The sequence below is a fragment of the Candidatus Uabimicrobium amorphum genome (genome assembly GCF_009002475.1).
Taxonomy (GTDB): Bacteria; Planctomycetota; Uabimicrobiia; order Uabimicrobiales; family Uabimicrobiaceae; genus Uabimicrobium; species Uabimicrobium amorphum.
Genome location: NZ_AP019860.1, coordinates 2,230,341 through 2,243,801, shown reverse-complemented (window position 1 = coordinate 2,243,801; position 13,461 = coordinate 2,230,341). Strand labels below are relative to the sequence as shown.

General features: G+C 40.3%; 7 protein-coding genes. 1 reads left to right on the top strand and 6 read right to left on the bottom strand.

Features of this window, described 5'->3' with window-relative positions:
• Positions 1-406: 406 nt before the first annotated feature.
• The 4 genes from UABAM_RS07910 to UABAM_RS07895 all read right to left on the bottom strand — a co-directional run bounded on the left by UABAM_RS07910 (position 407) and on the right by UABAM_RS07895 (position 9,710).
• Positions 407-5,647: a PEGA domain-containing protein gene (locus UABAM_RS07910; RefSeq protein ID WP_151967458.1), complete on the bottom strand. Its 5,241-nt coding sequence runs from the start codon at positions 5,645-5,647 to the stop codon at positions 407-409.
• Positions 5,648-5,905: 258 nt separating this feature from the next.
• The gene (locus UABAM_RS07905; RefSeq protein ID WP_151967457.1) at positions 5,906-7,663 is read right to left on the bottom strand and encodes a hypothetical protein; all 1,758 of its coding nucleotides are present in this window, start codon (positions 7,661-7,663) and stop codon (positions 5,906-5,908) included.
• A gap of 15 nt (positions 7,664-7,678) precedes the next feature.
• Complete coding sequence (locus UABAM_RS07900; RefSeq protein WP_151967456.1) at positions 7,679-8,044, bottom strand: hypothetical protein; 366 nt, start codon at positions 8,042-8,044, stop codon at positions 7,679-7,681.
• 460 nt (positions 8,045-8,504) lie between these two features.
• The gene (locus UABAM_RS07895; RefSeq protein ID WP_151967455.1) at positions 8,505-9,710 is read right to left on the bottom strand and encodes an LptF/LptG family permease; all 1,206 of its coding nucleotides are present in this window, start codon (positions 9,708-9,710) and stop codon (positions 8,505-8,507) included.
• Positions 9,711-9,904: 194 nt separating this feature from the next.
• On the opposite strand from UABAM_RS07895, the gene UABAM_RS07890 reads away from it, so the two are divergent.
• Positions 9,905-10,687 (top strand): bestrophin-like domain, encoded by a 783-nt coding sequence (locus UABAM_RS07890; protein WP_173013196.1) that lies wholly within the window; start codon positions 9,905-9,907, stop codon positions 10,685-10,687.
• Positions 10,688-10,733: 46 nt separating this feature from the next.
• Here UABAM_RS07890 and UABAM_RS07885 read toward each other — a convergent pair whose 3' ends face one another.
• Together UABAM_RS07885 and UABAM_RS07880 are read right to left on the bottom strand one after the other, a co-directional pair.
• Positions 10,734-12,578, bottom strand: a complete 1,845-nt coding sequence (locus tag UABAM_RS07885) for a C25 family cysteine peptidase (RefSeq protein ID WP_173013195.1) — start codon at positions 12,576-12,578, stop codon at positions 10,734-10,736.
• 212 nt (positions 12,579-12,790) lie between these two features.
• Positions 12,791-13,456 carry a hypothetical protein gene (locus UABAM_RS07880; protein ID WP_151967452.1) on the bottom strand — a complete coding sequence of 222 codons (666 nt, stop codon included), beginning with the start codon at positions 13,454-13,456 and terminating at the stop codon, positions 12,791-12,793.
• Between the last annotated feature and the right edge of the window lie 5 nt (positions 13,457-13,461).

The following is a 13,461-nucleotide window of genomic DNA, read 5'->3' as shown; positions in this document are numbered from 1 at the left end:
AATCTGAAGTTCAAAGAGATAGTACAAGCAATTGACGATCTACTTTGGGCTTTAGATGGGAATTTGGGTAGGGTGTCCTTTAAGCAATTGTTTGTTTTTGCATATAATACCATGTTCTTCTCTGTGTGGCAATTTTTTAATCGTTGTTTTGTTTTCATTTTGCTTTGAAGGGGTGTTAAGACTGTGAATATTGTTTATTATACAGTTTTAAGATAATATCCGGACACCTTGTGATGTCCAGATATGAAACATTTTTCAATAGAAAGATTGTCATCCCCGGTTTGGGAATTGTCATCCCCGACTTGAGCGGGGATCCAGCAATTTGAAGTAAATCCTGGATTGCTGGTTTCCCGCTTTCGCGGGAATGACAATACTTTCGGCAATCGAAACGTCTTAAAAGAAGAAATTATTTTTCTTCTAGTTTTTTGATCGCGGTCTTACGTGTCTTTTGTTCGTCTGGGTTTAGAGTTAGGTCGCGCAACAAGTTGGCAATACGACGGCGATCTTCTTGAGGAAGAGCCGCAACCTTAAACTTGTCTTGACGATCTTTGAGTAGACGTACAGCACGACGTAGCGCTTGACTTGGACTTGATTTTGCTAAACCACGCAAGTGTTCAAGTAAGCGTGTTGTGTCGATCTTACGTAGGTCGCGGAATTCGAAATTTTCGCGAACTAGGGATTCGTCGTAGTAAAAACCACAAACAATACGCATCGAACGCATGCCTTTTGGTGCGTAGAATTCATAGTTGATGAGGTTAAAACCATCACCAGAAATAATGTGGTGCTTTTCTAGCGGATCACCGTCAACATAGATTTCGACAGGGATCTTAATGCTGTCAAGTACCATACCATGATATTTCTTACCAATGCGCATTTCGTACTTCTTGTACTCGGTCAAGTCAACCTTAATCGCGTATGGACCATCACCAGGCTCAATTGTTACAGAAGCATCTACGGTTTTGTATTTAACAAAACGCGCGATAAATCCGTATTTGACTCCTGGATCAAACTTTGTATCCGGTGTCGCAACTGTACCGTTGATGAGTACTTGTTCTGCTTCAATAATACGACCTACTTTCTGATCGTAAATACCGAAAGACAACGGACGAGGTTGTGCCTTGAGTGTCTCGCGAATCCAGTACGGTTGTTCGCTTGGACGAATACGTAGTACTTTCTTACTATCACCGAATCCATAACCAGGGCGGGTAATTTCTAGTTTGTGATTTCCTGGCTTGATGCGGTTTCCGTGTTGTACACTACGTCCGATACCGTCTTCGTTAATGAAAGTTACTTCATAGTCACCAAGAGCTTTGGCCTCTTCACCTGGTGCGATATCGTACTTGACTTCGATTAAGATTTGTACGTACTTAGCAACGAGTTTTGCTGAGAGTTTGTACGGACGATCATCAGGGATAATCACCGCGCGACCTCTGTAGAGTTCATACGCTTCTTTTTCGATTTGTACTTCGTATTCACCAGGAATGATCATGTCGCCTTCGCTCACTTGACGGAAATCAGTGTCGTTAAGACTGCGAATGCGTATCTTGTGTATACCTAATTCTTGTGTCGGTTCGACATCGTAGCTTAGGTCTACGTTTAGACGACGACGGTTGGCGATGAGGTGACGATCTAGCTCAAGAATTCCTTCGCCTGGTTCGACATCGATTTTTTCGCGAATCTCTGCGAAACCTGGGTGAGCGATCATCAATTCATACGACGCTGGCTTGAACTTTTCTTCCGGAACGATATCGCGTTCACCTAAGGTGAGAAGTTCTGGGGTAAAATCTGCGCCATCCATGTAATCATGAGTTACTTTTACCGCCACTTGACGTGGTTTGGAGATCATGGTCTTCTTCACCAAGAACGGAGTGGTTCCCGCAGCTACGGTGATGGTAAAACTCAGGTCTTCGTATCCCTCTTTCTTGAGGGTAACTTTGCGCTCACCTGGGGTGAGTACATCGGTAGGTAGAAAATCTCTACCATCTACCACAACCTGATCAAGATCTAGCATAACACCTGGACGATAGTCACCATCGACTTGTAGGTCTAATCGACGTGCACGTGGGTCCATAGACATTTTCAATGTGTACGCTTCTTCGGAAGGTTCTACGGTGATCGCAGTTGTTGCTGGATCGTAACCTTCTTTTTCAAGCTGTACTTGGAATTGTCCTGGTTTTATTTCTTCACCTTCACGTATTTCTTTACCATTGAAAGAAACTTTGTTTGGTATGATCTTGATACTACTGTCAAGTGAGTCACTAATATCAAGTACCAGTTTACGTTTCTTAGCAACAAGTGTCTGACGAATTATGTAGTCTTCCTGACTTGGGTTTACTTGAATACGCGTATTGAGCTGTTCGTATCCGGGAACGTAGATCACTACATCGTAACCACCTGGACGTACTTTACTTGATCCTGGGGTGACGTCTTCACCATTAAGTGTCAATACTTGTGCGGTGAGGAAATCGTTGTTGTAGTCACCTTTGATTTCGGCTTTAACCAAACGCTCAGAAGGACTGAGTTGTCTTTCAATGACGTATTCTGTCGCACCTGGCTCAATGTTAACGTCTTCTGTTAGAGTAGAATAACCTTGTGCCTTAATGACCAAGCGATAACGCTTTGGCTTAAATGGTGCGCTTCCGGTTACCGGAGAATCACCAAGTGTAATAATATCTGGTGTAATTGGCTTATTGTCTTCGATGTCGGTAATTTGTGCGCGTACAACGCGTGCCATAGATACCATTTGCTTTTGGATCACATAGTCTTCAGTTCCTGCGAGTAGTTTAAACTCATCGTTAATTGAGTGGAAGCCGGCTTTGTTGATCACTAGAGTGTGTACACCAGGCTTTATTTTGGTGATGTTTTCTACTGGATTACCATCGACTAAGATTTGGTAATCTTGTAGGTTTGGCATCATTTCGTAGTCCGAAGTTACGCGGAAAATCACTTGACGTGGTAAAGATACCAATTCTCTCTTGAGTAGATACGCGGTTTCTGCTGGATTGATGGTCATCGCTTCTGTCACACGTTCGTAACCATCGGCAACGATTTCCAAGCGGTAGTTGTGCGGATCTATCTTATCATTGGTTCTTACAATTTTGTCAAACGCAATTGTTTCCCCTTTTAGGCGAACAGTTTGCGAAATATTTGGATTCTCAGGAGGAACATCGTAGCTAACGTCCAAAGTCAACGCACGTTGCTTAGGCTTCATTATTTCGATGATTCTGTATGGCTCTTCGGAAGGTTCAATTTCCAGAGTCTTCGCGATCGTTTCGTAACCAGTTTTACCTAAAACAAGTTCGTATCTTCCAGGTTTGGCTTCGCTTTCTTTTTGAATTGTCTCGTTGCCTAGAGTACTTGTGTCTAGAGGCATGAGGTCGATTCCTTTTGGAAAAGAAGCGGTTACGTGGAGAAGAACACGTCGTGTTTTTGGTCGTAGTGTAGTCTTTAGTATATAAGGATCTTCTGAAGGTTCGATTGGACCTTCAAAGGTATATACTTCGAAACCTTCGCGCTCAACGCGGAATTCGTTAACCTTTTGCGGCGGAACAGCGTCGCCGTGACGGACTTCGTTACCACCAATGGTTACTTTCACGTTGTCTAGTTTGGAAATACCTTCTTGGGCATCAGGATTGTTAGGATCTTCAATCCCACCATAAATCTCAAGGTGAACTTCACGTGGCTTCGCATTGAATTGGCCTTTGATGATATAAGGTTCACTACCAGGAGTTACATCAATCACCTTCTCAATCGGATAGTATCCGGCTTTGTTGAGAACAAGTGTGTGTTTTCCAGGTTTTACTTTGTAACCATCTTCGGCGTCTTTGCGGTTTACAAGCATCGAATCCGGTTTGATTTTGATATCTGGATCGTAATCCGAATTCACGTCAATGACTAGCTCACGACGAATCGATACAAGTTCTTTCTTGATTACATATTGTTTGTCATCTGGAAAGATAATGATTTCTTCGTCGATTGGCTCATAACCAACTTTGCGAATGCGTAAACGATAGCGTCCTGGTTTGTACAGCTTGAACGGTGCCTTGGTCGCAACATCAACGGTTTCTTTTTCGTTACCATTTATGATACGCGCAAGACTGATAATGTCTGGAGTGGTTACACCCAGCACGTTGTCCGCTGAAATTTCAGGAATCACTTTACGTGGAATTGTTTCCATGTCAACGCGTACTTCAATTTCAAGTTTTTGCGCTGGAAGTGATCTTTGCAAATCTTCCACTGGTTTGTAACCTTTTTTGCGGATATCTACCATCACATCCATTTCATCTGGATTTGGGGTAGGATCTACATCAAAGTCAGAGAAAATTTTCCACAGCATGTATTTGGTAACGGATACCATGTGTGCTTTGACGATATAAGGACGACTATTAGGCTCGATGAAAATCGGTTTACTGTATTTTTTATAACCGGCTTTTTCCACTACAACATTGTAGTTTCCAGGAGCAACTGTTTCATCGGTAATCGGAATCGTAATTTTGTTTACGCTATCTAAATCGATCAAATACTTTTTATCAGGTGCAATTTTGTCAGGAGGAATAACATCGTAGTTCATTTGCACCAATACCTTGCGTGGTAGAGGGCGCATCTTAACGCGGTGGATGTCGAGTGTTTCTCCTGGTAAGATTTTAATGTTTTCGCGTACTTGTTTGTAACCATCACGGTTAATTTCAAGGGTGTAGCGACCAGGTAAAAGAGTATCGCGGTAGTTGATTTGCTTATTTTCTTGGGTAATGACAACGTCTTCCCCTTTTAGTACCGGCTCTTTTCCTTCTTCCCAAACACCATCATCAACAAGTAGACGTACCGGACGGAACTTGTATTGTAAAGTAATTTTTTTCTTTACCACACCATCGTCGGGAACATCAATTGTCGTTTCGAGTGGTTCATAACCCTCTTTAATAACGCGAACAACATAACTACCGCTGCGAATGAGAGTGTTTTTGATAGATTTATTTTTTTCACCGACAATAACTACATCGTCGGGTTCTAACGGTTGGCCCCCAAACAGGGGATCGTTAATGTGAAGTACCAAACGGCGTTTAGGAACGACGATTGGTTGTAGACTAACTAATACTGTTACTTTCTTGTCACTGATGGTCACTGGTCTATCAATGGGCTTATAACCGTCTTTACTGATTTTGATTTTATAAGTCCCTGGTTGTAACTTGTGCTTATCTTCGACCTTGTTATCTTTGGTATATACTTCGAATTCACTGTCTAAAAGGTCTTTACCGTAAACATCAGTACGTTCATACACGACTTGCCGCTCGTAAGCTGGTGCCTTCATATTGCTTTGGGAAGAGTAAAAGGGAACAGAAACTTCTCCCTTACCCTTTGAACCGTCAGGATAAAGAACCGCTACATTCACATAGCGTGTACGCAATCCCAAGTACGCAAAAATAATGCAGAAAAAAAGTAAGGTTAAAAGCGCAGCAAAGATGAACTTCTTCATTTCGAAGAAACCTTCTTTGTCCTGCGTTTTACCAACGGCTTTTTTAATGCGTTGCGTAATTCCCATATCTTGCTGAAGGAGAGCTGTTTTGATACGTGCAGTAAGTCCTAGTTCTTGTGGATTAACCAAGAGCCTGTGTCTTTGTTTTGGCTTCTTGGGATCTCTTTCTTCTGCCATAAAAACTCTCTTTTCAAAATTTTGTTATCAAAAAAGTATTTGTGAAAAAAAGCATACAATCACATATACGTAATTTGTACATTTTTGTTGACAAATAACTTCTAGGAGAAAATTTACGAGTAAAAAGGAATTAAATTATATAAAAGAATGTTAAAAAATAATAGTGCAAATAACAAAAAATGTCATTTCTTTTTTGTGGAAGGTTAACCTGGGCAAAGTGGACTTTGTATAAAGTCCACTTTGTGTTTCTATATATTATTACTTACGTACAAGAGGAACGTTTAATCTAAACGGTCCTTCACCGGGTGTTATGGTGATGGTTCTCTGTACGGTTTGGTATTCTCTAAATTTTGCGACTAATCGGTATTGTTTACCTGGAGTAAAAGTCTTGTCAAAAGTTACTTTTTCTCCGTCGATGAAAATCTCTTGGATGTTGACCAAAATACCATTTTGGTTGATATCAAACGATATTTGACGTGGCTGCACATTCATGCTTTCGCGAATCTCATAAACGTCTTCACTCGGCAAGATGTTTATTTGCTTTTGTCCACCTTGCATCAAATATCCAGGTTGTGTAATCTTGTAGCTGTAACGACCTGGCTTGATACTTCCGCCATCGAATATTTTAAACTGAACGCTACGTCCTACAAATACAGCACTTGGGCGAGGTAGGTTCGCCGGAGGATTGATATCATAGTTGATGATTGTACGAATCTTCACAGGCTTTGCTTCGAGCATTTCTTCGATGTTGTATGCCGAAAGTAGTGGATAAATACGTATGGTTTTGTCCACAGGTAGATAACCACGCTTGCTGATTTTTAGTTTATATTCACCGGGCTTCACAGAAGTATTGTCAGTCACATTGATGGTTCTTCCCGAACGTTGAGAGACTAGTGTTATCGAGGTATCTCCCAAAGATGACGGAGGAGGAACATCATAGGTCACATTTGACTCTACACGACGTGGCAGTGTGGCCATTGTTCCTTTAAATGTATACACTTTCATTCCTGCCGGAACACTGATGTTTTTGCGTAGTGTTTCGTGTCCAGGGTGCTTGACAATAATTTGGTGACTACCACTGGAAATTTTATTTCCTTGCTCGATCTCTGCACCGTCGAGTAGTACAGTTTCTGGTACCGGAATTTCTTCCTGTGCTGGATACTCAGTGTAAATGATCCACTTGATGCGTGTTACGGTACGGTTTTCTGGATCTAGCTTACGACGGATTACATATGGAGAAGTTCCTGGATCTATTGTGATAGAACCGATATATGTCTGATAACCTTTTTTGGAAATCTCCAATGTATGCTTACCAGGCTTGACTTTTCCACCATCACGTACGGTGCTCGCACCAATAATCACTTGGTCTGCACGAATGTTTTTTCCTGTTTTACTGTCTTTAAATTGAAATTTCACCGGACGTGGTTTGGCAAGAAGTTCAACGTCAACGATATGCTCTGTACTACCTTTAGGAACATTGATGACCTTAGATGCCGATTGATAACCATTGGCACTGACCTCAAGAGTTTTTTGTCCTGGGCCCACCTTGTGTGGAGAGTAAATTTGTGCACCGTCAAGCATAATCGTGTTTGACTCTAGTGGTCCACGTGGATAATCGGCCATAACATTCACAATTAAATTGATGTTTTTTGCATTCATGGAGTCGGTGGTGGTATTATCAAGTTGTGTATTACCACGCATACCTGTGTCATCGTGGTATGCTGTTCCACCAATCTCACTATCTTGCCAGTTACTGTCTAATCCACCATCGCCATTACCATCACCAAGGTTATTGGTAACGTTTGTCTCTTTGTCACCATCACCACTGTTGTTTACGACAACTGTTTGGCTTTCAGGAATCACAAGTGGATTCTCATCTTGATTTTTAACTGTTAAGTTATTTTGATTTTCGTAAATGTGTTGTTCTCCGGCCAAGCGTTTAATACGAACACAATCGCAGCCGATTAGTGCGAAAACCAAAGCCCCTATACACAACCATGAAAGTTTTTTATTCATTAGGCAAACTCCTTGTTATTTCTTTACAATGATTTTTCCGGTGACCTTTGTTCCCGTTGTCCACCAAAACAATGACATATTGTATTCGTCGATGATTTTGTATTCAGCGACTCCTACCGCTTTGCCCTTGTACGCTTCGCGAACCTTTTTCTCCATTAGATCTTTGGCGTAAGCTTCACATCCGCGTTTAAATGGTATAAACCACAAGAAATAAAAACCACGTTTTAAGACTGTTACTTGAGCAACAGCTTGTTCATCTACATTCGTAACTGGATCTTCTGTTATATAGAAGTCCTCCTTGGCTGTGTAGTTGCAACATGACGTTAGTACTAATATAGACAATCCTAATATGAAAATATTCAAAAGAATTTTTTGTTTCACGGGTTATCCTTCCAAAACTTGAATATTCAAGCAATCTAGAATATAACTAGACTAAATTTTTTGATGAAATGGTCACTTTTTTAGAAAACCGCAAAACACGAAAATTACCTCTCTTACTTTGGGATGGTCTTCTGCGAAAATGAGAATTCAGTATATTTACAAAGAAATACAATGAATTTTCGTTTTGCATATACACATTTGTGGGTATAGAGATTTGGGTATTTTTGTGCTTTTATCGTTTTTTAAATAATGTGACACGCATAGCAAATTGTTGATCATGATACACGATTATGATTGCTCATGTCAAGAAGTCATTTTGTGCAATTTAACGCTATTGTGGTTCTCGCAAAGTTGCGAATGACATCAACTAAGTACTAAAGAGAGGCCCTAGAGATAAACAAGGAATTATCGACAAAAAAGAATAGAAGTTTTTTTATCGGAATTCTGTAGAGTATGCGCCTTACTTTCGCGAGATGTATATAATGAGAAAAAAGCCCAAAATTAGCATGAACACATTCGACATCCAAGCGCCGATAAATGCCGGAAGTATCGCTTCTTCTCCTAATGTTCGGCCAACCATCATCATCGGGTAGTAAAAAACAAACATTGGTATTGCACTTACGCCAAAAGCGACAAGAGGATTACTGTGACGTATTAAAATTCCCAATGGAGCACCAATCAATATGATGATAATAGGAGTAAATGCATTGGAGAATCTTTCATGGATGGCAACGCGGTCTTGGTAGTAGGTTTTATAAAGACGGTTGTGTGAGTCAAACTTTTGTGGAATTTTTCCTGAGGCACGTAATCGTTCTATTTGTTCGCCCATTTTTCGCGTATCGCGAATGAGTGCACCTATGCGTTTGTATTTGGCACGGTCAGCCATTTCGTTTTCTGGAGCATAAAGTTGAATTGGTATGGAGATGTATTTAAATGAAAAGCGTTTTTCTACAATGGTTTTACCGAACTCATGCTCGCGATCGATATGTGATATTACTCCATTTTCGAGTTGGAAATTGATAATGTTCTTTGTGGTATCAAATACTAAACTTCCCGACTGAGCAATAATTTCTTGACTGACATACTGCTTGTTTGCGTCGGTGTCGTTTTTGGGAGTGTCGAATTTTTGAATATCGAGTCTTTGAATAAAAAGTTTGTTGAACTTTCCGCGACTTAGGGAGTCATAGCGAATTTTGACATCGGGAATAAAGTCTATCGTATTTTGTCCCGAACTGAATGAGGTCGAAATAATAAGTTCTACAGCATAGCGAGTTAACGCGTCGCGCTTTTTGTTCATCCACGGTATAATTTCGCAATTTAAATACAAACACACTAAACTAAAAAAAACTCCAATGATGAAAGCGGGAATTAAATACGAAATTGCATATATTCCTGTGGTACGCAGTATGAGAATTTCGTTTTCATGAGTCATACGTCCGTAGGTAATCGTCACAGCAGGGAGAAGAGACATCGGCAGAGTAAAAGAAATCGATTTACCTATTACAAAAGGGATGGCCGAAAGAATGGTTGTTATTTGCAAGTACTCACCGTAGTAACGAATAATTTGCCATGTAGAAATGACAAAAACAATCGATGTGAGGACAACAAACGTCAAAATAAATGACTTTAGCAACTCTAGAAGAATATAACGTTGTATGACTTTCACGGAATTTAACTTTCAATAATAGTAGAAACTTAAGATTTTTGTCATTGTACAAATAATACTTGCTATGATCAACCGGTAATTTTATAGTTATTGTATTATGATTTATATTTTGTATTGGTTGAGAATGATTCCGGCTAGGTTTTCTTTCCTATAAAGAAAGTGACTTAAAAATGGAATCATACTTAGGAGAAAATATGTTTATGTATATACGCGCAGCACTTATTACGCTAGCCGCTATTGGTGGTAGTTACTATATCCACTCGTATCCTCATGAATTGTTACCTGTTTCCAAGGCAAGTGACACCGGAGGCTTTGAGATATTTTTTAGTATTCTGGGTACTATTTACGCGGTAATGTCGGGTTTCGTGATGTTGGTTGTGTTAGATAACTACACCAAAATCAAGGACCACCTAGCAGAGGAAGTAAATAGTCTTCAAGATCTTCGTGACTTTTTGTTGTACGTAGATAATCAAGAAGAAGCGGTACAAAACGTGAAGGATAAACTAAAGATTTACGTCGATTCACTAGTAAACAACGAGTGGGCATCGATGATGAAACGCCAAAAAGTACATGTCGATACCTCGGATGAGATTTATGATCTCATGACCAGCATTCACAAAATAAGTATTGGCAATGAGAGCGATCACCTCGCGTTGAGCAAACTCATCGAAGTGGTAGGACGTGTGACAACGCTGCGTACTGAGCGACTAACCGCATGTAGCGAAGCGTTACCACGCTCTTTACTCCATGTGATGCTACTATTATCTTGGGCAGTGATCATTGTCTTCATGTTAGTACCCGTAGGAAGTTTTTCGATGATCGTTGCTTTGAACGGATTTGTTGCCTTTGTCGTAACGATGATTTACGGTATGATACAGGATTTAAACAATCCATTTAAAGGAAGCTGGCGATTAAAGGCCGATTTGTTTGTTGATTTACAGAAGAATCTTCATCGTGGAGATGATGGTAAGATATAAACAATATAAACTTTACGAGGAAATTTCCTCGTAAAGTTTTGTGACACTACTTACTTGTTGGAGGTACACTTGGAGTTGCCCAGTACGCTTGTAAACCTGGATCACCCATCAAGTGGTATACTTCAAAATAGTACTTTGTCAAGTAAGAATCCGCTTGCATTACCGCCATGTTACCAGCAAGCATCATACCTGCATTTGTAAAATAATTTTTCTTATCAAAAGTGGAGTCGTAAGCACCAACGCCTGTGTCTTCGCGTTTCGGTGGATTACCTTCGTCTATGCTAGAGGTAATCGCAACGTTTCCGGTACCCCACCATAGATCTTCATCCCAGTAAGTATAACTACTTCCACCAATAAAGCCAACAGCACCTTTGCCAGCAGCGCGTAGCCATGCTTCGCCAAAACAAGTTTCTACTTCAAATGAGTTGGTTAAGCAGCAGTTACCGATCACAACCAAATACTCGTTAAAGTTTGTCAAGTTGTTGACATCTCTAATGGTAAATTGTGGATCGTTGAAGTCTGTCTCGGTTCCGTGCGCTGTATAGTTAAAAAGTCCAGCACCTTTGCTAACCGCCGCAATGATTTCTTTCTCATTTTGGTGTGAGCCTGCGGACAAAAATGTATTTTGTTTTACATTTTCATAACCTTGTTTCGCATTGACATGATACTTTTCTGCATAACGGATATGTGGATATCCTCTTTTTACTGCCCAGTAGCTATCCCAACCGGCGGTCATTACCACTCTTTTTAGGAAACTGTAGTCAGGTAGAGTACCACTTTCGTAAGCAATGGTTTTGTCAATTTGATTTCTTAGGTCTGTTAGGGTTTGTGCAGAAAATCGACCATGAAGAAGATCAGGAAGATGATCTTTTCCTTGTGTTGTGGCGTAGTACAAATCAGTTACGTAGTAACCTTCTGTTCCATCAAAAGTAGGAATGTGTTCTTTATCACCCACTAGAAGTAAGAAAGAGGGAGTAATACCATCTGCAGGATTGTCGTACTCTTTCTTGATCGCTTCTTGGATATCTTCTTTTGTCTTACCGGTTACATCTGTGTAAAGAACAACACTTTTAATACCACGTGCTTTTTTGTGGTCCACAAAACGCTGTACTTCACTTTTGAACATCGGATCCGATACAATGATGTACTTCAAAGAATTCTTACGCTCAGGTTGCATCGCGAGCATAGTTGGACTTTGAATCAAGCTACGGCATACGTTGTCGATAGGTGGAGTCGAATAGCGTTTTTTGAATTTCTTGGTTTTTTCAAGATCAGCGTCTTTGAAGGTAATTTTGATTTCCATATCCGAGAAGAATTTGATTTTGCCTTCTTTTGGATTATAGTCACATAGTTTGACTTGGACCTGAAAGAGACGAAAACCTCTCAATATACCAACTTCTCTTACAGATACGAGGTTGACTTTTGCGTATCCTCTTTTGTAAGCAGCTTCGAAATATGCAAATTCAAATTCTTTTTGTTGCTTGCATATCGAAGGTTGGTTTGGAAATACGTTGTGCTTGATTCCCAGCTCGTCTTGAGTGTATTCTGTTTCAATAACAGACACAACTTCCGCACGTACGGTAGAACCAAGGGGAGCTTCAATAAAAGTGTTGTGCACAGGTCTTTGTGGTTCACCTGGGTTACGAGGATTGAAACTGTATGCTCCTGGAAAAGTCATGCGCGCAAATTTTCCCTTTGGAGTTTCGACAATTTCATAATCACCACCACGTAGTTGCGCACGGATTGTCATCGAAGGAGTTTCAGATTCGAAATCTTCAGAGACAAAAATCACTTGGTTTTTTTCTACGTTAGGGTTAATGATAAACTCTTCAGCAACAGAAAACAGGCTAAAGAGCAATACAAAAAATATTAAAAAAATATTTTTCTTCATAAAAATAATCAGTGTATTTGGCAAAGGATTGCGAATACACTGGCCTCCCATACTATAGTTTAGGAAGAGATTACACATCTCTAGAATTTGTTCAATTATATTGTATTTGCGCAAAAATGTCAAATTGTTTCAAGTTTTGCTGGAATTCGTGAACGCGGTGGAATGTAGGGGCGGACACAGGGTCCGCCCCTACAAAGTCTGCACTACAATGTTTAGTTTTCCCTCGAACTTTTTCCTACGCGAGCGATGTAGGTTTCATCGCGTTTGAGTCCTTTGCTGTCGCCAAAATATTCGGTGTTGTAGTGTACACCGTTAGTGGAGGTTTGGGTGGACCAATATTGCATGCCGATGATTTTACTTTGTGAATCGCGTACCCAACTCATGAAAACGACGGAGTGCCCCGAACCACTGTGACGCCACAGTTGTACAAAGTCACCTGGTTGTGCTTCGGAAAAAGGTATTTTTTTGCCTAGTTTATTTTTGGTAATGGCGTTTAGTAGAGTTTTGCGATTACCGTCGCTACCAAACCATTGACCTCGGAATTTTTTTAGTTGGGCACTATCGAAATTGGCTATGTTAAATTCCCACTTATTGTCAGCACAATACTTTTTATAGGCGTTAAAGAAAATTTCAAACGTTAGGCCACAGCAATAGCAGCGTTTTTTTGTGTCTCCTTTGGAAAATAATTTCCCCTTGTAATAAAGGTCTTGGGTGTTGCCCGCCCAACCACCGCTTTTTGGCCAGTAATAAGTATGCGTTCCGTCGGTGGGATATTCTTTTAGGGCATTTAATACATAAGAGTTAAAATCTTCGCCTGGTATATTGTTTTGTGCAAAAGCGCAAGCACAAAAAATAAAAATAATGATTATTTGTCGCATATTTT

Bases quoted from the DNA above. Each gene is read 5' to 3' on its own strand.
- UABAM_RS07910 (WP_151967458.1), bottom strand. From the start codon at position 5,647: ATGGCAGAAGAAAGAGATCCCAAGAAGCCAAAACAAAGACACAGGCTC.
- UABAM_RS07905 (WP_151967457.1), bottom strand. From the start codon at position 7,663: ATGAATAAAAAACTTTCATGGTTGTGTATAGGGGCTTTGGTTTTCGCA.
- UABAM_RS07890 (WP_173013196.1), top strand. From the start codon at position 9,905: ATGTTTATGTATATACGCGCAGCACTTATTACGCTAGCCGCTATTGGT.
- UABAM_RS07885 (WP_173013195.1), bottom strand. From the start codon at position 12,578: ATGAAGAAAAATATTTTTTTAATATTTTTTGTATTGCTCTTTAGCCTG.
- UABAM_RS07880 (WP_151967452.1), bottom strand. From the start codon at position 13,456: ATGCGACAAATAATCATTATTTTTATTTTTTGTGCTTGCGCTTTTGCA.